Genomic DNA, 20528 nt, shown 5'->3' with positions numbered 1-20528 from the left:
GAAAGTCGCCGATGCATCTTCTTCTTGCCCAGAAAGGCTCGCTGTCGGACAGCGAAGAAGCGTCCGATCTCGGTCAATCGCCGGGGGAGGTGATCTTCCTGTCCGCCGCCGATACCGAGATCGCCTCGGTCGCGGCGGCGACCGGCTCGGGCCGTCATTCCTGGCGGCTCGTCAATCTGGGGAGCCTGAAACACCCGATGTCGATCGATCTGTGGATCGACAAGACCGCCCGCCACAGCCGCCTGGTGGTCCTGAGGGCGCTCGGCGGCTATGGATATTTCACTTATCTGATCGAAGCGCTGATGGGCGCGTCGCAACGCTACGGATTTCAGTTCGTCGCCCTTGCCGGCGATGACCGGCCCGACAAGGGGCTCGATGCCTGGACGACGCTTTCGCCCGATGATGGCACCGCCCTCTGGTCCTATCTGGTCGAGGCGGGGCCGGAAAATGCCGGCCGCTTTGTTTCCTATGCCGAAGCGCTGGTCGCCGGGAGCGAGAAGCCGGAGCCGGCGCGGAAACTCGACAAGGCCGGCATCTGGTGGCCGGGCCGCGGCGTCATCAGCGAAGACGACTGGATCGGACTGCGTGGCGAAACGAAACGGCCGCTGGCCGTCATCACCTTCTATCGGGCGCTGATCCAGAGCGGCCAGACGGAGGCGGTGGAAGCGCTGATTGCTTCCCTGATCTCAAGAGAGCTCGATGTGCTGCCGATCTTCGTCGCCAGCCTCAAGGAGCCGGTCTCGGCGAAAACCATCCGGACGCTTTTTGCTGCCCACGGTCCGGATGTGGTGCTCAATGCCACCAGCTTTGCCGTCGTCTCGCCCGGTGCGGCTAAAAGCGGCACCGTGCTCGATGAAACCGGAGCCCAGGTTCTGCAGGTGGTGTTTTCCGGCATGACGCGGGCCGGCTGGGAAGAGGCGTCGATGGGGTTCGGTGCCCGCGATCTCGCCATGAATGTCGCCTTGCCCGAGGTCGATGGCCGGGTTCTGACGCGCGCGGTCTCCTTCAAGCGCGCGGCACGGTTTGACGAACGGACTGAGGTCAATATCGTCGGGCCGGAGCCGGATGCCGGTCGGATCGAATTCGTTGCCGAACAGGCCAGCCGCTGGGCGCGTCTGCGGCACAAGCCGAATGACGAGAAGAGGATCGCGCTCATCCTCGCCAACTATCCCAACCGCGATGGCCGGCTCGGCAATGGGGTCGGGCTCGATACGCCGGCGGGCGCCGTTGAAGTGCTGCGATCGATGGCGAACGAAGGCTACCGGACCGGCGACTTGCCGACCGACGGTGATGGCTTCATCCGCTATCTCATGGACGGGCCAACCAATGCGGCGCGCGACGGGCGCGAGATCCGCGAAACGCTTTCGCTGAGTCTTTACAAGGCCTTCTTCGCAAGACTGCCGGTTCAGATTCAGGATGAAGTGACCGCCCGCTGGGGCGCGCCGGAGGCCGATCCCTACTTTTCAGACGATTGCTTCGCGCTGCCGCTCGCACGCATGGGCAATGTTCTTGTCGGCATCCAGCCGGCGCGCGGCTACAATATCGATCCGAAGGAAACCTACCATTCGCCGGATCTGGTGCCGCCGCATGGTTACTTTGCCTTCTATGCCTTCCTTCGCGAGACGTTCGGCGCCGATGCCGTGATCCATATGGGCAAGCATGGCAACATGGAATGGCTGCCGGGCAAGGCGATGGCGCTTTCCGAGTGCTGTTACCCGGAAGCCGTGTTCGGCCCGCTGCCGCATCTCTATCCGTTCATCGTCAATGATCCGGGCGAGGGGACGCAGGCCAAGCGGCGCTCGTCGGCCGTCATCATCGACCATCTGACACCGCCGCTAACCCGCGCCGAAAGCTATGGCTATCTCAAGGATCTCGAAGCGCTGGTCGATGAATATTTCCAGGCGCAGGGCACCGATCCGCGCCGGCTGAAGCGGCTCAAGCAGCAGATCCTCGATCTTGCCACCGATACGGGGCTCGGCGACGATGTCGGCATCACCGGGCTCGATGAGGACCAGGCCTTGCAGAAGCTCGATGCCTGGCTCTGCGATCTCAAGGAACTGCAGATCCGTGACGGGCTGCATGTGTTCGGCATCGCACCCGTTGGCCGGTTGTTGACCGATCTGACCGTGGCCCTGGCCCGCAGCCCGCGCGGCGATGGACAGGGTGCCAATGCCAGCCTGCAACGCGCCATCGCGGCGGATCTGTTTGCGTCGGTGGGGCATTCTCATCCTCTCGCAGCCACTGAGGCATCCTCGTCCGCTGCGCCCTTCGACCCTCTTGACTGCGACATGGCCGCGCCCTGGATCGGACCGCGTCCGGATATTCTGGCCGAGCAAACGGATGCGCTCTGGCGCAGCAATGGCGATACGGTCGAGCGGATCGAGATCCTGGCCCACAGGCTGGTCGCGGGCGAGGTTGCCTGCCCGGAGGACTGGGCTGCCACGCGCGCCGTTCTCGAAGAGGTCGAGCTTCGTCTGAAACCATCGATCGCCGCCTGCGGCGAAGCGGAAATCACAGCGCTTCTTGACGGACTCTCCGGTCGCTTCGTTTCACCCGGCCCGTCCGGCGCGCCGACGCGCGGTCGTCCGGATGTTCTGCCGACCGGGCGCAATTTCTATTCCGTCGATACCAGATCGGTGCCGACACCGACCGCCTGGGAGCTCGGGCGGAAATCCGCCGAGCAACTGGTGACCCGCTATGTACAGGACCATGGCGATTGGCCGACGAGTTTCGGGATCACCGCCTGGGGTACCTCCAACATGCGCACCGGCGGTGATGATATCGCCCAGGCTTTGGCGCTGATCGGCGCCAAGCCGACCTGGGATATGGGCTCGGCGCGGGTGACCGGCTATGAAATCACCCCGATCGCCATCCTCGGCCGGCCGCGCGTGGATGTGACCTTGCGCATTTCCGGCTTCTTCCGCGATGCCTTCCCCGAGCAGATCGCGCTGTTCGACAAGGCAGTGCGGGCCATCGGCGCGCTTGATGAAGATGCTGCCGACAATCCGATCGCCGCCCGGATGAAGCGGGAAGCCGCAGAGATTGCCGTCCGCAACGAGGCCGATGCGGCGCTTGCGACACGGCGGGCGGGTTATCGCGTGTTCGGCTCCAAACCCGGTGCCTATGGTGCCGGTCTGCAGGCCCTGATGGACGAGGGCATCTGGGAAGATCGCGCCCAGCTCGCCGACAGTTTCGTCGAATGGGGTGGCTATGCCTATGGCGCCGAGGACGAAGGCAAGGCCGAACGCGATCTCTTCGAGGCGCGTCTGAAGACGGTCGAGGCGGTGGTGCAGAACCAGGACAACCGCGAACACGATCTTCTCGATTCGGATGACTATTACCAGTTCGAAGGCGGCATGGCTGCTGCGGCAGAGCATCTGTCCGGCAATCGTCCTGCGATCTATCACAACGACCATTCACGGCCGGAAAAGCCGGTCATCCGCTCGCTGGACGAGGAGATCGCGCGGGTGATGCGCGGCCGCGTCGTCAATCCGAAATGGATTTCTGGTGCCATGCGGCATGGCTACAAGGGGGCGGCCGAGATCGCGGCAACAGTCGATTTCATGTTCGCCTTTGCCGCCACCACCGGTTCGGTGAAGAGCCACCATTTCGAGGCGGCCTACCAGGCCTTCCTGATGGATGAGGCCGTGCTCGGCTTCCTGAAAGACAAGAACCCGGCCGCACTTGCCGAAATCGCCGCCAAGCTGATGGATGCACTGGATCGCAAGCTCTGGGCGCCGCGCTCCAATTCGGCGCGGTTCGAACTCGAAGACATGATCAGGGTCGCCACCTGAGGGCGACCGACAGAATGAAAGGGAAGGGGTGGAAATGACCGAGGACGTACAGGAGCCAAACGGACAGGATGATGCGCGTCATGCCGAAAAGATGGCCAAGAAGAAGGCCGCGCGCGACAAGATCATGTCCACCAAGACTGGCGAGAAGGGCCTGATCATCGTCCATACCGGCAAGGGCAAGGGCAAGTCGACCGCCGGCTTCGGCATGATCTTCCGCCATATCGCCCATGAAATGCCCTGCGCGGTGGTGCAGTTCATCAAGGGAGCGATGGAGACCGGCGAACGCGACCTGATCGAAAAGCATTTCTCCGACATCTGCGAATTCCACACGATGGGCGAAGGCTTCACCTGGGAGACGCAGGATCGTGCCCGCGATATCGCAACGGCTCAATCGGCCTGGGCCAAGGCGAAGGAACTGATCGCGTCCGGCGAAAAATCGATGGTGCTGCTCGACGAGATCAATATCGCGATCCGCTACGACTATATCGCGATCGCCGATGTCATTGCCTTTCTGCAGACCGAGAAGCCGCCGATGTGCCATGTCGTACTGACCGGTCGCAATGCGCATGACGATCTGATCGAGATTGCCGACCTCGTGACCGAAATGGAGCTGATCAAGCATCCGTTCCGGTCCGGTATCAAGGGCCAGAAGGGCGTCGAATTCTGATCCGCCCTTTAAGCGAGCAAGGGCGCGGTACAGCGGACGATCCTCACCGGGCTCTTGAATTCATGATCTGGCGCCCTCATAATTCCTCTAGTCACTAGAGGGTCAAGGCCATGGCAAAGGAAATGTCGATCGGTGAACTGTCACGCCATGTCGGTGTGAAGGTGCCGACGATCCGCTATTACGAGGATGCGGGATTGCTGGCAGCACCGCCGCGCAGCGAGGGCGGCCAGCGACGCTATGACGAGCGCGCCCGCCATACGCTGGCCTTCATCGCGCATGCACGGGAAATGGGTTTTTCGCTCGAGGCGATCCGCAGCCTGATCGATCTTGCCGATCATCCGGAGAAACCCTGTGTCGATGCCGACAGGATTGCCAAGGCGAGGCTTGAGGATGTCCGCCGTCGCATCGACAAGCTGCGCAAGCTGGAAGGGGAGCTTGAGCGCATGCTTGCGGGCCATCATTCCGGCAAAGCGGCCGATTGCCGGATCATCGAAGTGCTCAGCGACCACGGCCGTTGCGCCGACGATCACTGACCGTCCTTCCAGAGGACCTATAGTCCCAGCCAGATCCGGACCGGATTCATCGGATCCGACAGCAGCTTGATCGCGAGCGCGATACAGCTAATCACCAGAAGCGGCCGGATGATGCGGGCGCCGTTCTTCATCGCCATGCGCGAACCGAGCTGAGCGCCCAGAAACTGGCCGGCGCCCATGACAAGCCCGGTCTTCCACGAAATGACGCCAGAAACGGCGAAGACCGCGAATGCGCCGATGTTGGAGGCGAAATTGAGCATCTTGGTATGTGCCGTCGCCTTGAGCAGGCCGAATCCGGCGAGCGTCACGAAAGCGAGCATGAAGAAGGATCCGGTGCCGGGTCCGAAGACGCCGTCATAGAAACCGATCAGCGGCACGATGGTGAGTCCGAACAAAAAGGGAGTCATTCTCTGATGTTGGTCCTCGTCGCTGATCCTGCGCTTGAAGCCGAAATAGAGCGCAATCCCGATCAGGAGGATCGGCATCGCCGCCTTCATCACATCGCCCGGAACGAAGGTGGTCAGCACCGCGCCGACAGCAGAACCGGCCGCCGACATGATCGCCATCGGCAACTGGCTTGCGAGTTGCACATGGCCGCCCCGCGCATAGGCAAGCGTGGCCGATCCTGATCCGAACAGCGATTGCAGTTTGTTGGTGCCGAGCGTCTCGATCGGCTGGAAGCCGGCGATCAGCATCGCCGGGACCGTGATCATGCCGCCGCCGCCGGCAATCGAATCGATGAAACCGGCGAGAAAGGCCGCCATGAAGAGGAGACCGAGAAGCTCAATTGTCAGTTCGGGCAAGAAGGTACTTTCCGGATGGCATTGCCGATTGGGCATTCAATCCTGTGCTTATAGGCGGCGCGGTGCGTTTCCGAAAGGGTCAAATCCGATCGGCTACGCGCCGCTTGAGCGGAAGGGATTGCGCAATCCCGAACAGGAGTTCGATCACGATGAAGGGGACGAGCAGTGGTGTTGCGCCGCTTGTCAGGGCATGGATCTGCCAGGCTGTGAACAGGAAGCGCGCAACAGCATCCCAGCGGACGAGTTCCACCATCATCAACCGGAGCCGCACAATCGACCAGACCACGACGACGGAGCCCATCAGGTTGGCAAACAGCATCTGGTGCGGTTCGATGGCGATCGGGCTGGCATCCGGCCAGGCGATGGTCTGGAGATGGTTGAACAGCTCTATCAGCAGCGCATAGGTCCATGGCGTTGCGAAGGGCAGGGTGACGCCAAGATCATAGGCGGCGCTGAGGCGGCCGATGCGAAGAAGGCTGGTTTGTGCAAGCATGCGATTTTCCCTGGTTGAAGATCGATGCCCGTGGGTCTAAACCTTTGACCATAGTCAAAGGTCAAGAGGGGTTCATGCGGATCGGCGAACTTGCAGCCAAGGCTGGCGTCAGTACGGATGCGCTGCGCCTTTACGAGCGGCTGGGCCTGATCCGCTCCGAGCGGCGCCCCAATGGCTACCGTGATTATGACGAGGCGATGCTGTTCGTCGTCAATTATGTGCGCATGGCGCAAAGGCTGGGCTTTTCCCTTTCCGAAATCGGTGCGGAGGTTCCGGCGCTGATCGCAGGCGAGCTCACCGCCGACCGCATCAGTGCCATCCTTTCCGACAAGCTCGCCCTCATCGATGCCCGAATGGCGGGCCTTCAGGCCCTGAGGACGGAACTTGCCGGCCTTCTTGCTTCCGTCTGTCCGGTGGTCCCGCCGGTTCGGTCCCCGCGAAAGGTCTCGGCATGACGGCGGCCAAGGCGACACTCGGCATCGGTTTTTCCAGCACAGCGACCGCTGAGGATCTGACGAAGGCCGTGGCGGAAGCGCTTGCCGCAGCCGGTCTCGGCACTGCCGATATCGGTGAACTTGCAACCCTCGAACAGCGCGCCCGGGGGCTCGCTTTCCAATCGCTCGCGCAAGAGCATGGCTGGCCGGTCACAGCCTATCCTGCCGCGCGGCTGGAAAAGGAAACGCCACGGCTTGCCAATCCGTCTGAGGCGGTGTTCCGTTCGGTTGGCTGTCATGGTGTTGCGGAGGCGGCGGCCCTGGCTGCGGCTGGACCCGGGGCAAGGCTCATTCTGCCCAAGTTTCGTGTGAACAAAGTCACAGTTGCGATTGCGTTTTGATATAATTTTACCTTCCGGTCAAAAAAGACTGGCCAATGTAAGCGCCTTTTGTCAAAGCATCCTCGAATGATATGCGACGAAGGTGGTAGAATGCAGAAGGTTATATTCGATACGGATCCCGGCGTGGATGATGCCATGGCGCTGTTGTTTCTGGCGCGCCACCCGGAGGTCGATCTTGTCGGCGTGACGACGACGTTCGGCAATGCGCCGATCGATATCACCACCAACAATGCGCTCTTCCTCCGCCGCGAATTCGGCTTCTCGGCGCCGATTGCCAAGGGCTCGGGTGACAAGTACCAGCCCGGCCGCGAAACCCATCCCTTTCCCACCTTCATCCATGGCGATGACGGGCTCGGCAATATCGGCGTACCGGACATGTCGGGCGAACCGCTCGATCCGCGTCCGGCGCATGAGTTCCTGATCGACATGATCAAGGCGCATCCGGGCGAGATCACCATCGTCGCCGTCGGCCGCATGACGAACCTTGCGAATGCCCTGCGCGTGGCGCCGGAAATCACACGCCTGGTCAAGCAGGTCGTGATCATGGGGGGCGCCGTCGATGTGCCGGGCAATGTCAATCCGGCAGCCGAGGCCAACATCCATGGCGATCCCGAAGCCGCCGATGCGGTGATGGTTGCCGATTGGCCGGTGGTGCTCGTCGGTCTCGACGTGACGCTGAAGACGGTGATGACGCGTTCGGAGCTTGCAGCGCTTGCCGCTCGCGGTGGCCCGGCGGTTGAACTTCTCGACCGGCTGTCGCAGTTCTACATCGATTTCTATTCCGGTCAGGTTGAGGATGCGATGGTGGTGCATGATACCTGCGCCTGCGTCTATGTCGTCGCGCCCGAACTTTTCGTCACCCGTCCGGGTGCGATCCGGGTGCTTACGACCGGCATCGGCGAAGGCAAGACGATGCAGAAGCCGGACGGAATGCGTTTCGGCCCGAGCGCCTGGGATGGTTTGCCGAGCCAGCTCGCCTGCATGGATGTCAAGGCGGCCGAGCTTTTGGCCCTCGTCGAAGAGACGCTTGTGCGCCAGTAAGAAATTCCGCAGCCCTTTCCTCTCAAAGGGTTGGGGGATTCGGTTGAAACGACGATTCAGGGCGGTTCGGCAGAGCCGCCCTTTTGCCATCCGGCTTTTCCGGTTTCCTTTTTGCACTGTGATGATTTCGTGACGACGCCAGCGCATGGCGCAAATGGGGCTGACGTCGCAATCGGCAAACATTAGCATGACCGGCTACCGCAGACGGTTCTCCCCGGGGCGGATGATTGCAATTTTCGCAACATGGTCCTAGGAAACGGTATGAACGATGCGATCCTTTCCAGCCTGCCGGAGCTCGAGCCGGGGCATGTATGGCTAGCCGGCGCCGGTCCCGGTGATCCGGGCCTGTTGACGCTGCTTGCCGTACGCGGGCTCATGCAGGCCGATGTCGTTGTGCATGATGCGCTGGTCGATGAGTCCTGCCTCAAGCTGGCCGGGACGGGAACCGTGTTCGAGTTCGCCGGAAAACGTGGTGGCAAGCCTTCGCCCAAGCAGCGCGACATTTCGCTCAGGCTCGTCGAGTTGGCGCGGGCCGGCAAGCGTGTTCTGAGGCTCAAGGGCGGCGATCCGTTCGTGTTCGGTCGCGGTGGCGAGGAAGCCCTGACGCTGGTGGAACATTCCATTCCTTTCCGCATCGTGCCGGGCATTACCGCTGGCATCGGCGGGCTGGCCTATGCCGGCATCCCGGTCACGCACCGCGAAGTCAATCATGCCGTGACCTTTCTGACGGGGCATGATTCCTCCGGCGTCGTGCCCGATCGCATCAACTGGCGCGGCATTGCCGAAGGCTCGCCGGTCATCGTCATGTATATGGCAATGAAGCATGTCGGCGAGATCACACGGCAGCTGATCGAGGCTGGCCGCTCGCCCAACGAGCCGGTCGCCTTCGTCTGCAATGCCGCCACCAAGGCGCAGACCGTGCTTGAAACCACGCTTGGTGCCGCAGTCGCGGACATGGAAGCCGCCGGGATCGAACCGCCGGCGATCGTCGTGGTCGGCGAAGTCGTGCGTCTCAGAACCGGTCTCGACTGGCTGGGCGCCCTGTCCGGACGTGTGCTCGAAATGGATCCGTTCGGATCGCGGCTCCTCAAGGATCCTGCATGAGCGGACTTCTGATTGCGGCACCGTCCTCCGGTTCCGGCAAGACGACCGTGACGCTCGGTCTGCTGCGCGCGCTCAGGCGGCGCGGCGTCGAGATCAATCCCGGCAAGGCCGGTCCCGATTTCATCGATCCCGCCTTTCATTCAATCGCCTGTGGCAGGCCATGCCTCAATTTCGATGGCTGGGCCATGCGGCCATCCCTGCTGGCCGAGCAGATCGCACCGGGTGGCCGCGTCATCATCGAGGCGATGATGGGCCTTTATGATGGTGCTGCCGACAATAGCGGCTCGGCCGCCAGCCTTGCCCGCATGCTTGGTTTTTCGGTGGTGCTGGTGGTCGATTGCGGACGCATGTCGCAATCTGTCGGCGCGCTGGTGCGCGGCTATGCCTCGCACTGGCCGGATCTCCAGATCGCCGGGGTCATTCTCAACCGCGTCGGCAGCGCCCGCCACGAACGCATGCTGCGGGCCGGGCTCGAGGGGGTCGACCTCCCCATTCTCGGCATCCTGCCACAGGACCGGCAGATGGTTCTGCCGGAACGGCATCTCGGCCTCGTGCAGGCCGGCGAGATCGGCGGCATCGAAACCTTCATGAACCATGCGGCGGACCGGGTCGAAGCCGGGCTCGATCTTGACCGCATCCTGCAGCTGAGCGAACGTCCTGCCGGACAGTCGGTTGCGTCTGTGCCACGCCTGCCGCCGCTCGGCGGACGGATTGCGGTGGCGCGTGACGAGGCTTTTGCCTTTTCCTATCCGCATCTTCTCGATGGCTGGCGAATGGCTGGCGCCGAGATCAGCTTCTTTTCGCCGCTTGCCGACGAAACGCCGGATGTGTTTTCGGATTCGGTCTATCTGCCGGGCGGTTATCCCGAGCTTCATGCCGGCCGGCTGAGCCAGGCCGAACGGTTCCTGACCGGTGTGCGCGACAAGGCGGAAAGCGGTGCCGTGATTTATGGCGAATGCGGCGGCTACATGGTGCTCGGCGAAGAACTGATCGATGCGGAGAGCCAGGCCTGGCCGATGCTCGGTCTGCTGCCGCTTTCGACTTCCTTTGCCACCCGCAAGCGCCAGCTTGGCTATCGCAGGCTCGAAGCGCTTGCCGGCCCCTTTGCCGGCCGGAAGCTGATGGCGCATGAGTTTCATTATTCGACCGTGGCGCGGGAAGGGGCAGCGGATCGCGTCTATTCCGCCGTCGATGCCGAAGGAACCCGTTTGCCGGATGCGGGGCTCGCGCTTGGCAATGTCTCGGGCTCCTACATGCATCTCATCGACATCGTGGAGGATTGAGCGATGGCCGGGATCGTTCACGGTGGCGGCCTGACCGCAGCGGTCGCCCGTTACGGTGGGCGCGCCGAAGACTGGCTCGATCTTTCCACCGGCATCAATCCCTGTCCGCCGGCTTTGCCGGACCTGCCGATGGCGGTGTGGAACCGGCTGCCGGATGCCGGGCTGGACCTGGCTGCCCGCAAGGCTGCCCGTCGCTTCTACCTTGGCAGCGATGACGGAACATTACCGGTTGCCGTTCCCGGCACGCAATCCTTCATCCAGTTTCTGCCGCTTGTCGCGCCTGTTGGCAGGCCGGTTGCGATCGTCTCGCCGACCTATGGCGAATATGCCCATTGCTTCAAGGCGGCAGGCTTTGCGGTCGAGGCGATTGCGAGCGTCGATCAGATCGAGGATCGCCATGGGGCGGTGATCGTCGTCAATCCCAACAATCCCGATGGCCGGATTGCCGAGCGGGCGACGTTGTTGCAGCTGGCTGCCAGATTACAGGAATCGGGTGGGCATCTGCATGTCGATGAAGCTTTTGGCGACAGTGCGTTTGACCAGTCGGTCGCCGCCCATGCGGGAAGTTATCCCAATCTTTCGGTCAGTCGCTCGTTCGGCAAATATTTCGGCATGGCGGGCGTTCGGCTCGGTTTTGTTTTTGCGGATCCGGATCTGATGGAGCGGCTCGCGCAATCTCTCGGCCCCTGGCCGGTGTCGGGACCCGCGCTTGCCATTGCCGAACGGTTTCTTTCCGCCGATCGGAGCGGGCTTGATGCCGTGATCGCCGAACGCCATCACGGCCTGATCGGCGCTCTGAACTCGGCTGATCTCGAAATTCTCGGCGGCACCTCGCTTTTCGCGCTGGTGCGACATCCAGAGGCTGGAGCGCTCTACGAGCATCTGGCCAATCACCATATTCTCGTGCGAAAGTTCGATTATGCGCCAACATGGTTGCGCATCGGCCTTGCACCGGACCAGGCGGCCGATCAGCATCTTGCGGGCATCTTGAAGCGATTCTCCTCAGGACCGAACGGGACCGCATGCTGACCCTCGTCTGCCTTTCGCTTGCCCTGCTGCTCGACCGGTTCATCGGCGATCCGGACTGGCTCTGGCGCCGCGTTTCCCATCCGGTCGTCATTTTCGGCAAGGCGATTGCCTTCTTCGAGAAGCATTTCAACGGCCGCGGGCTCGATCGCAAGGACCGGCGCTCCTACGGGATCATGACCATTCTGGCACTGCTTCTCGCCAGCATCCTTTCAGGCTGGTTCCTGCATCGGGTGCTGATCTATTTCGGATGGTTGGGCACGGTGATCGAAATCATCGTCGTTGCGATCTTCCTCGCGCAGAAGAGCCTTGCCGATCATGTCGAGGCGGTGGCTACGGGCTTGCGCAAAGGAGGGCTCGCCGGCGGGCGCCGGGCTGTTTCCATGGTGGTGGGGCGCAACCCGGAAACGCTCGACGAGGCCGGTGTCTGTCGCGCCGCGATCGAGACCCTGGCCGAGAACTTTTCCGATGGCGTTGTGGCACCAGCGCTCTTCTATGCTTTTTTCGGTCTTCCGGGCCTGTTTGCCTACAAGATGCTGAACACGGCCGATTCCATGATCGGTCACAAGACGCCGCGCTATCGCGAGTTCGGCTGGGCCTCCGCCCGGCTCGACGATGTCGCCAACTGGCCCGCCGCGCGGCTCTCGGCCCTGCTGATCGCGCTCGGAGCGCTCGCCGAGCGGGGCAGGGCGGCAATGAGACGGTCGCTCTCCGTTGCCCTTCGCGACCATGGCCTGCACCGTTCGCCCAATTCCGGCTGGCCGGAATCGGCCATGGCAGGGGCACTCGATATCGCGCTTGCCGGACCGCGCATCTATGAGGGCGAGACGGTGGTGGAACCGATGCAGAATGCGGCTGGCCGCTGCCAGATCGGTCCGGCCGATATCGATGCCGCGATTGCCGTCTTCTGGCGAGCCTGCACAGCCTTCAATCTTATCGTGCCACTGGCGGCGCTGCTGCTGGCTGCCGTGATGCTCTAATTTACGTTAATGGAAGTCTTCCAGAGACGATCATCTTTTCCATGCTAATATTCGCACTTCAAATGCACGTCGGGTCATATGGCGTCATGAAAAGAGGGGAGCAGAATGAAGCGTTTTGGAATGATTACTTCTGCATTGTTTGCGGCTTTTCTATCGCAGTCTGTCGCCGAGGCTGGAACGGTCACGGCACGGATCGACATTTCGTCACAGACGATGACGGTCAGCGAAAATGGCTTTCCGATCCATCGCTGGAAGGTGTCGACGGCCCGAAAGGGGTATGTGACGCCCGTGGGCAGCTACCGCGCCTATTTCGCTTCGCGTCACCATCGCTCGCGCAAATATGACAATGCGCCGATGCCTTTCGCCATCTTCTTCAAGGGTGGCTACGCGGTGCATGCGACCTATGATCTGAAACGTCTCGGTCGCCCGGCCTCGCACGGATGCATCCGTCTTCATCCGGACAATGCGGCGATCTTCTTCAGATTGGCAAAACAGGCGGGGCTTGCGAATACACGGGTGATCATCACCCGCTGAGCCTATTCGATCCCGGCCACTTCGGCGAGGCGCTCCATGTCGGGAACGCTGACATGGCGGTTGTTTTCGATCTGGATCACGCCATCGCCGCGCAGCTTGGTCATCTGGCGGCTCACCGTCTCGATCGTCAGGCCGAGGAAGTCGGCGATATCGGCGCGCGACAGCGGCAGATCGAACACCGTGCGCTCGGTCGATTCCGGATCGTAGTGCAGGGCAATCATGTAGAGGAAGCTCGCGACCTTTTCCTGCGCGGTCTTGCGACCGAGTGTCAGCATCCAGTCGCGCGCTTCGTCAAGTTCCACCAGCGCCTGCTGGTGCAGCTTGTGTTCGAGTTCCGGCGAATCGCCGACCATGCGGTCGAGAACCGCTTTCGGGATGGAACAGATCTCGGTTTCGGTGGCCGCTTCGGCGGAAATCGTGCTTTCGCGTGAGAAGGGCCGACCGAGGAAATCGGGTGCGAACTGCAGGCCGACGATCTGCTGGCGACCGTCATGCAGCATCTTGGACAGTTTGACCACGCCCTTCAGCACGTTGGCATAGGCGGCAACCTGCTCGCCCTGTCCGACCACTTCGGAACCCGGATTGACCTTCTTGCGCGTAGTGAACTTGCTCAGTTCCGTCAGCTGCTGCGGTGTCATGACGCCGCACATGCCGCCATGGCGCGCTTCGCAAGCGCGGCAAACCACGGGAATGTCGGAGTTATGTATGTCCTTGCGCTGATTTTCCGTGCGCTTGAAAATCTCGTCCATGAAATGCCTTATATCTATTTTTTGCTACGCTTGGAAACCAGTTTCTGGCCCTTTGCGCAAGCTGCGTCATTTTAGCATTTGGTCGGGGTTGATGGTAGCGCCAATTTGACCGAGATCAAGGTTTGTCCATCGCCAGTCTCTAGAAAAGAGGCAAGATGGAGAGCATCATGACCATTAAGCTGATTGAGAAATATACCGGCAATGTGCCGCGCTACACTTCCTATCCGACCGCGCCCCATTTCAGCGAAGCGATCGGCAATGCCGAATATGCTTCCTGGCTTCAGGCGCTCGGGGGTGGCGACACGGTCTCGCTTTACATTCACATTCCCTATTGCGACCGGCTGTGCTGGTTCTGCGCCTGCCATACCAAGCAGACGAACAAGTATGATCCGGTCAAGACCTACCTTGCGGCTCTTTCCGAAGAAGTGAAAACTGTCGGCGCGCTGGTGTCGAAATCGAGCCGCGTGACCGCCATTCATTTCGGCGGCGGTTCGCCCACGCTTGTCGACGGGCCGGACATGATTGCGCTGATGGCGCTGATCCGCGAGAATTTCACCGTTGCTGCCGATGCCGAGATCAGCGTCGAGATGGATCCCAACGACCTTGATGCGGCGCGTTATGATGCGCTGGCGGCGATCGGCATGACGCGGGCAAGTCTCGGCGTTCAGGATTTTGCGCCGAAGGTGCAGCAGGCCATCAACCGGATCCAGACCTTCGAACAGACGGCGGATGTTGTCGCGCAGGTCCGGAGCCGGGGTGCGGCCTCCGTCAATTGCGATATCGTTTATGGGTTGCCGCACCAGACCATGGAAACGCTCGAGGAAACCGTTGCCGACATCATTTCGCTGTCGCCAGATCGGGTGGCGCTGTTCGGCTATGCGCATGTGCCGTGGATGAAGAAGCACCAGACGATGATCGACGAGACATCGCTTCCCGGCTCGACGATGCGGTTCGATCTCATGGTGCGGGCCGGCGATATGCTGCGCGAGGCCGGCTATCAGGCGATCGGTATCGATCATTTTGCCAAGCCGGACGACAAACTGGCCATCGCAGCGCGCGAAGGCACATTGACCCGCAATTTCCAGGGCTATACCGACGATCAGGCAACGGCGCTCATCGGCCTCGGTGCTTCCGCCATCGGTCGCCTGCCGCAGGGCTATATCCAGAATATCCCGGCGACCGGCATGTATCAGAAGGCTGTCGAACAGGGTGTGCTCGCAGCGGCCCGCGGTTTCGAACTCAGTGATGACGACCGGATGCGGGCGTGGGCGATCGAGCGGATCATGTGCGATTTCGCGCTCGATTTCGATGAACTCGTCAAGCGGTTCGGTTCGGCCGCCAGCCAGATCATCGCCGAGGCGCAGGATCTGGTGGCAAGCGATTCTGATCGCCATGTCTCGATTGCCGATAGCCGTCTGGTGGTGGCGCCTGAAGCGCAGCCTTTCGTTCGGTCGATCGCGGCCCGTTTCGATGCCTATCTCGCCAACGGCAAGGGCCGCCATTCGGTTGCGGTCTGACCGGCTCCGGCGGCGGCTGCCGATTTCGCTTTGGCGATCGACAGCTTTTGGCTAGAAGTTGGTCCGACGGCAGGACGAATCCGCTCCTGTCATTGGACGTGACGGAAATAGGGCCAAGTGGAATGCTGGATGACGTACTTGCCAAGGTTTATGCCGACATCGCGCCCCATATCGGCGAAGGTCGGGTGGCAAACTACATTCCGGCGCTCGCGCGGATTGATCCAAGCAAGTTCGGCATGGCGATTGCGACGGTCGATGGTGAACTGCATGTGATCGGCGATGCGCATGAACCTTTCTCGATCCAGAGTGTGTCGAAGGTCTTCACGCTGACGCTTGCGCTCGGGCGCGTGGGAGAGGGCTTGTGGAAACGGGTCGGGCGCGAGCCGTCCGGAACGCCGTTCAACTCCATCATCCAGCTTGAGAACGAGCGGGGCATTCCCCGCAATCCTTTCATCAATGCCGGCGCCATCGTGGTGGCCGATGTGCTGTTGTCCGGTCACCAGCCCAAGGAGACGCTGGGCGAAATCCTGCAATTCGTGCGTCAGATCGCCGATGACGACGAGATCGCCATCGACCGCGATGTTGCACGCTCCGAGCAGGAGACCGGTTTTAGAAATGCGGCGCTTGCCAATTACATGCACGCCTTTTCCAACATCGAGAATCCGGTCGAAAAGACCCTTGGCGTCTATTTCCATCAATGCGCACTGTCGATGAGCTGTGCGCAACTGGCGAAAGCAGGACTGTTTCTCGCCAATGGCGGACGGCTTGCCGGACGCGGGCCGAGCGTTGTGTCGGCTGAGCGGGCGCGGCGCATCAACGCGCTGATGCTGACTTGCGGCCATTACGATGCGTCCGGCGATTTTGCCTTCCGCGTCGGTCTGCCGGGCAAGAGCGGCGTCGGCGGCGGCATTCTCGTCTCTGTGCCGGGCAAGGCGTCAGTCGCGGTCTGGTCGCCTGGCCTCAACGAGAATGGCAATTCCGCAACGGGAACAAGGGCGCTCGAAAGTTTCGCCCGCCATACCGGCTGGTCGATCTTCGGCTGACGCGCAGGTCAGAACAGGAAATCGGCCTTCGACAGGTCGGCGCGTGCAACATCCTCAAGCAGGATTCCGTAGCCGCCCGACCCTTCGATCAGGATCGATGATCCGAGTTCTGAAAGATGGTGGGCCATCAGGTCCTTGTAACCGGTGATGGCGTCGATGGTGGACAGATCGATGCGGTCGCCTTCGCCCTTTCTGCCGCTGAAATCGACGATCAGGTCGGTCTGGTTGCGCGTCGTCTCGAACACAAAGAGGTCGGCGCCTTTCCCTCCGGTCAGGATGTCGTTGCCGGCGCCGCCGATGAGCGTGTCATTACCGGCGCCGCCCGACAGGCGGTCGTCGCCATCATTGCCGATCAGCCTGTCATTGCCGCCAAGGCCGAACATATAGTCCCGGCCGCTCGTTCCGGCCAGACGGTCGATACGTTTCGTGCCGTTGAGAATATCGACGACATCGTCGACATCGACGGTGATGCTGTAGACAGCGCTTGTATCCGCGCCGCCATTGACCGTTCCGCCATCATCAACGAGGCTGTAGAGGATGGTGCCGGCGGCGTCTCCCTGCCAGTTGGCGGCAGGCGTCCAGTCGAGGCTGTCGACCTCCGAGAAGGCAATCTCCTGACCATCGGCCACCGCCGTCCCGTCGAGCGTGAGCGTACCATGGCCCGAGACGGAGACGATCTTGAGAGAGGCAATCGCATCGCCATCGCTATCGGCATAAGCGAAGTCGGCACTGGAGAAGCTTAAAAGCTGATCCTCCTTGATGGACAGGCGCAGATTGGCGGCGGTCGGGGCATCATTGACCGCATCGACATCGAAGCGGATCGAATGGATCTCGCTCTGGATGATCCCGCCCCGGGACGTGCTGCCACTGTCGAGAACATGAAATTCGAGGCTCGCAAGCCCGGTTCCGTTGGCATTCGCCTCCGCACGCCAGCTCAGGTGATCGATGTCGGAGGCCGCGATCACGTCACCGGCCTCGATCACCACGCCTTTCAGGCTCAGCGTCCCGCTGTCCGGAACCGCGGTGACGACGAGCGATTTGAATATGTCGCCGTCGCGGTCTGAAAAGCCGAAATCCGTTTCTTCGAATGTGTGCGCCGCATCTTCCCGGATCGTTATGGTGGCATCTTCGGCTTCAGGCGCATCGCTGACCGAGAGGATGTCGAATGTCAGCGTCTGGGTGGTCGAGATGTTCGTGCCACCGTTATCGGTGCCGCCATCATCGATCACACGGTAGCGCAGCGTGGCGGAAGCGTCACCGTTCTGGTCGGCATCAGGCGTCCAGAGAAGGCGTTCAAGGCTGTCTGCAGCGATTTCGCTTCCGGTGGAGACGCGCTCGCCATCGAGCGACAGCGTTCCGCTTGAGGGAACATCGACGATGCGGATGGCGAAGAGATCGTTGTCATCGCTATCGTCAAAGCCGAAATCGTCGCTCTCGAAACCAAGGCTGCCGTCTTCCAGCAGAGAGAGCACCTTGCCGGTTGCCGTCGGCGCATCATTGACCGAAAGCACATCGAAAGTAAGCGTATAGGACTTGCGTGATGTCCAGCCATAGCTGTCGGTGACCTTGAAGCCGAGCGTGGCGAGCGCCGAACCATTGACGTCGCCATCGGGCGTCCAGACGAGTTTGTCGATGTCTTCGACTGCGATGATATCGCCGACCGCAAGCGTTGCGCCGTCGAGCCGGAAGCTGCCTTCGGCACCGATTGAGGTTATGGTAACGGAGACGAACGTATCGTCATCCAGATCGGAGAAGCCGAAATCATCTTCGGCGAACCGGTGCTGGCCATCCTCCAGCACATCGATCGTTGCATTGGTGCCTTTCGGCGGCGTGATGGTCCATGTTTCGCCGTAGACATTGTAGCGCTGCATGGCAACCGAGTAATCGCTGCCGTCGCTCTGGGATGTCCAGGTGATGACCCAGCCACCGTCATCCAGGGCGGTGATCGCGCTTTCCCTCTGATAGCCGGCTGTATAGGTCTCGACGAGCGTGACGCCGCCGACCGTATCGCCATCGCTGTCGTAACGCTGCATATAGACGTCGGCGTCGTTGCCGCCGTTGCTCGTGCGCGTCCAACTGGTCACCCAACCGCCATCCGCAAGCGCCGCCACGACGGTCAGATACTGGCTGCCGGCGGTGACTGTATCGATCCGGGTTTCGCTGCCGACGGCGACACCGGCAGAATTGAAGCGTTGCAGGTAGGCGCCGTAACTCGCACCATCCTGGCCATTGCTCGTCCAGGAGACAACCCAGCCACCATCGGCAAGGGCGGTCACATAACTGCCAAACTGGTCGGACGCGGTGTAACTGTTGACCCGCGTTGCGGCGACAACGATGTTGCCCGCCGCATCATAGACCTGCTGATAGACGCCGAGGCCGCTGCCATCCGCACCATCGGACGACCAGGTGATGATCCAGCCGCCGTTCGCGAGGCTGCAGATGCTCGGGTCCTGCTGGTTTCCGGTCGTATAGGTCGGAGGGGAGAATGTGGTGCCGACCTTGAGACCATCGGCGTCATAGCGCTGGGCGTATATGCCATAGCCGCTGCCGTCCTCGCCATTGCTCGCCCAGGTCACAATCCAGCCGCCATCGGCAAGACCGGTTACAGTCGATGGCCACTGGTGCGACGTGGTATAGCTGTTGACCAGTTCATAGGAGCCGATCTGGTTGCCGTCGCTGTCATAGCGTTGCTGGTAAGTGCCGTATCCGTCGCCATCCTGGCCGTAACTTGACCAGACCACCACCCATCCGCCGTCTTCCAGCGCTGTGACGCCGCTATAGATCTGGGTTCCGGTCGTATAGCTGTTGACGAGCATTTCGGCGCCGATCGGTTCGCCGTCGGCGTCGTACCGTTGAGCATAGATGCCGTTGTCGCTTCCATCCTGGTACAGGCTGGACCAGGTCACGATCCAGCCACCGTCGGCCAGAAGCGTTACGGCGCTTTCTTTCTGGGCGTTGGCAGTGAAACTGTTGACAAGCGTCTCGACATAATTGGCCATGGGTACCTCCGCGCGCCGCTGGTGCGGACCTCAATGGGGAAGAATTAGCCTCTTGCCCGGTCTTGCGGGACTGCAGAAATTTGGTTCACCTCCGGCTCGCAATTTTGTGACCGAAGTTTTGTTGCGGCGCGAAACTTTTGCCCCATATCCAGCGTTATGTGCAGTGAAGGCCTGTGGATGGCACCCGAGGAAAGGCGGGTTGAGCCAGAGACAGGGCGAAAACCTTCTCGGACAACACGGAGAGGCGAGTTTAATCAAAACTTGCAAATATCTGTAATATATAGATAATTTGCATAATTAAACGCGCAGATGAAAAAAATATGACATCCGGTGCATTTTTTTCTTCGTCACGCCTTGAACAAATAGCTAGCTAATTCTATCTGTCACTTATCAGCCACGAAATGATCCGTGACTGTCAACGCAGAGTGAACAGTAGGTTGCTAAAAATGAGTATGGCACTGAAATTGATCGCCGCTTCGACCATGATGATTTTGCCGGTGTTTCCGGCCTCGGCTGGCGAGCGACATGACAAGGCCGAAACGACCGAAGTGTTCACGTTCGAGCACGAAGTGGAATTCTTCCATGGCGAAGCTGTCGCCGTGGACGCGAAGACGGCCCCGACAAAACGCACTGAGGCGATTGGGGGTTGAAGATGAGCCCGGACGCATGACGCGACGGGAAAGGTGGCGCCGGCTCCCAACGGCCGACACCAAGATGAAACCAAAAAGACATGGCGGGCCTAAGAGGCCGGTGTCGTGAAATCCAGGAGAAATACAATGCGTAAATCCGCTCTCGCTTTCGCCGCTGTCGCCACCGTTTTCGCTGGCCAGGCTCTCGCCGCTGATTGGCCGAACGGCAGCTACAGCGAATATGTCCAGGCTGGCAACAAGGGCACCTATGCCGACTATGCGAAGGGTGCCAACACCGTCGCTTCTGGCGAACGCGCCTTCGGCTACTCGGGTGATGTGTCCAAGCTCTCGAAGGGCGACTATTTCCCGGCCACCGACAAGTAATCCGATCGCAACCGATCAATCGAACGAAATCAAAGATATCCAGGAGAAATACAATGCGTAAATCCGCTCTCGCTTTCGCCGCTGTCGCCACCGTTTTCGCTGGCCAGGCTCTCG

The 20528-nt window shown here is 61.1% G+C and carries 19 protein-coding genes; 15 read left to right on the top strand and 4 right to left on the bottom strand.

All coding sequences use genetic code 11. The features are described from left to right. The first annotated feature begins 11 nt into the window (after window positions 1–11). From cobN to Q4481_RS04925, 3 genes are all read left to right on the top strand, one after another. Window positions 12–3794 (top strand): cobaltochelatase subunit CobN, encoded by a 3783-nt coding sequence (cobN, locus tag Q4481_RS04935; protein ID WP_304375210.1) that lies wholly within the window; start codon window positions 12–14, stop codon window positions 3792–3794. Between the two features lie 34 nt (window positions 3795–3828). Then, entirely contained in the window at window positions 3829–4461 is a 633-nt protein-coding gene (gene cobO, locus Q4481_RS04930; protein WP_304375209.1) for a cob(I)yrinic acid a,c-diamide adenosyltransferase, read from the top strand. A gap of 110 nt (window positions 4462–4571) precedes the next feature. After that, complete coding sequence (locus Q4481_RS04925; protein WP_304375208.1) at window positions 4572–4994, top strand: MerR family transcriptional regulator; 423 nt, start codon at window positions 4572–4574, stop codon at window positions 4992–4994. A 17-nt stretch (window positions 4995–5011) separates the two neighbouring features. Here the strand turns inward: Q4481_RS04925 and Q4481_RS04920 are convergent, their stop codons facing one another. Together Q4481_RS04920 and Q4481_RS04915 are read right to left on the bottom strand one after the other, a co-directional pair. After that, window positions 5012–5833 (bottom strand): TSUP family transporter, encoded by an 822-nt coding sequence (locus Q4481_RS04920; RefSeq protein WP_377352927.1) that lies wholly within the window; start codon window positions 5831–5833, stop codon window positions 5012–5014. Window positions 5834–5876: 43 nt separating this feature from the next. Beyond that, window positions 5877–6290 (bottom strand): hypothetical protein, encoded by a 414-nt coding sequence (locus Q4481_RS04915; RefSeq protein WP_304375206.1) that lies wholly within the window; start codon window positions 6288–6290, stop codon window positions 5877–5879. A 74-nt stretch (window positions 6291–6364) separates the two neighbouring features. Between Q4481_RS04915 and Q4481_RS04910 the strand changes: the two genes are divergently transcribed. The 8 genes from Q4481_RS04910 to Q4481_RS04875 all read left to right on the top strand — a co-directional run bounded on the left by Q4481_RS04910 (window position 6365) and on the right by Q4481_RS04875 (window position 13093). Continuing rightward, the gene (locus Q4481_RS04910; RefSeq protein ID WP_304375205.1) at window positions 6365–6745 is read left to right on the top strand and encodes a MerR family DNA-binding transcriptional regulator; all 381 of its coding nucleotides are present in this window, start codon (window positions 6365–6367) and stop codon (window positions 6743–6745) included. Then, window positions 6742–7125 (top strand): cobalamin biosynthesis protein, encoded by a 384-nt coding sequence (locus Q4481_RS04905; protein WP_304375204.1) that lies wholly within the window; start codon window positions 6742–6744, stop codon window positions 7123–7125. The genes Q4481_RS04910 and Q4481_RS04905 overlap by 4 nt, the downstream gene beginning before the upstream one ends. A 90-nt stretch (window positions 7126–7215) precedes the next feature. Beyond that, on the top strand, window positions 7216–8166 hold the full coding sequence (locus tag Q4481_RS04900; RefSeq protein ID WP_304375203.1) for a nucleoside hydrolase: 951 nt from the start codon (window positions 7216–7218) through the stop codon (window positions 8164–8166). Between the two features lie 261 nt (window positions 8167–8427). Continuing rightward, the gene (cobA, locus tag Q4481_RS04895) at window positions 8428–9270 is read left to right on the top strand and encodes a uroporphyrinogen-III C-methyltransferase (RefSeq protein ID WP_304375202.1); all 843 of its coding nucleotides are present in this window, start codon (window positions 8428–8430) and stop codon (window positions 9268–9270) included. Further along, window positions 9267–10553 carry a cobyrinic acid a,c-diamide synthase CobB gene (locus Q4481_RS04890; protein WP_304375201.1) on the top strand — a complete coding sequence of 429 codons (1287 nt, stop codon included), beginning with the start codon at window positions 9267–9269 and terminating at the stop codon, window positions 10551–10553. The genes cobA and Q4481_RS04890 overlap by 4 nt, the downstream gene beginning before the upstream one ends. 3 nt (window positions 10554–10556) lie before the next feature. Beyond that, window positions 10557–11582: a threonine-phosphate decarboxylase CobD gene (gene cobD, locus Q4481_RS04885; protein ID WP_304375200.1), complete on the top strand. Its 1026-nt coding sequence runs from the start codon at window positions 10557–10559 to the stop codon at window positions 11580–11582. After that, entirely contained in the window at window positions 11576–12559 is a 984-nt protein-coding gene (gene cbiB, locus Q4481_RS04880; RefSeq protein ID WP_304375199.1) for an adenosylcobinamide-phosphate synthase CbiB, read from the top strand. The genes cobD and cbiB overlap by 7 nt, the downstream gene beginning before the upstream one ends. A gap of 105 nt (window positions 12560–12664) precedes the next feature. Beyond that, window positions 12665–13093: a L,D-transpeptidase gene (locus Q4481_RS04875; RefSeq protein ID WP_304375198.1), complete on the top strand. Its 429-nt coding sequence runs from the start codon at window positions 12665–12667 to the stop codon at window positions 13091–13093. A gap of 2 nt (window positions 13094–13095) precedes the next feature. On the opposite strand, the gene Q4481_RS04870 is transcribed toward Q4481_RS04875, so the two are convergent. Beyond that, the gene (locus tag Q4481_RS04870) at window positions 13096–13842 is read right to left on the bottom strand and encodes a Crp/Fnr family transcriptional regulator (protein ID WP_304375197.1); all 747 of its coding nucleotides are present in this window, start codon (window positions 13840–13842) and stop codon (window positions 13096–13098) included. A gap of 167 nt (window positions 13843–14009) precedes the next feature. Between Q4481_RS04870 and hemN the strand changes: the two genes are divergently transcribed. Continuing rightward, window positions 14010–15359 carry an oxygen-independent coproporphyrinogen III oxidase gene (hemN, locus tag Q4481_RS04865; protein ID WP_304375196.1) on the top strand — a complete coding sequence of 450 codons (1350 nt, stop codon included), beginning with the start codon at window positions 14010–14012 and terminating at the stop codon, window positions 15357–15359. Between the two features lie 122 nt (window positions 15360–15481). After that, a complete protein-coding gene (locus tag Q4481_RS04860; protein WP_304375195.1) occupies window positions 15482–16402 on the top strand; it encodes a glutaminase in 921 nt (306 codons plus the stop codon). Window positions 16403–16410: 8 nt separating this feature from the next. Here the strand turns inward: Q4481_RS04860 and Q4481_RS04855 are convergent, their stop codons facing one another. Then, on the bottom strand, window positions 16411–19401 hold the full coding sequence (locus Q4481_RS04855; RefSeq protein ID WP_304375194.1) for an Ig-like domain-containing protein: 2991 nt from the start codon (window positions 19399–19401) through the stop codon (window positions 16411–16413). Window positions 19402–19847: 446 nt separating this feature from the next. Between Q4481_RS04855 and Q4481_RS04850 the strand changes: the two genes are divergently transcribed. Both Q4481_RS04850 and Q4481_RS04845 read left to right on the top strand, forming a co-directional pair. After that, window positions 19848–20051 carry a hypothetical protein gene (locus tag Q4481_RS04850; protein ID WP_304375193.1) on the top strand — a complete coding sequence of 68 codons (204 nt, stop codon included), beginning with the start codon at window positions 19848–19850 and terminating at the stop codon, window positions 20049–20051. 126 nt (window positions 20052–20177) lie between these two features. After that, window positions 20178–20414, top strand: coding sequence for a hypothetical protein (locus Q4481_RS04845; RefSeq protein ID WP_304375192.1), 237 nt, complete (start codon window positions 20178–20180; stop codon window positions 20412–20414). Window positions 20415–20528: the final 114 nt, after the last annotated feature.

Source organism: Fluviirhizobium alvei, assembly GCF_030551875.1.
GTDB lineage: Bacteria > Pseudomonadota > Alphaproteobacteria > Rhizobiales > Rhizobiaceae > Rhizobium_E > Rhizobium_E alvei.
Note: the sequence above shows the minus strand (reverse complement) of the source record. Positions and strands in the feature narration are given on the sequence as shown.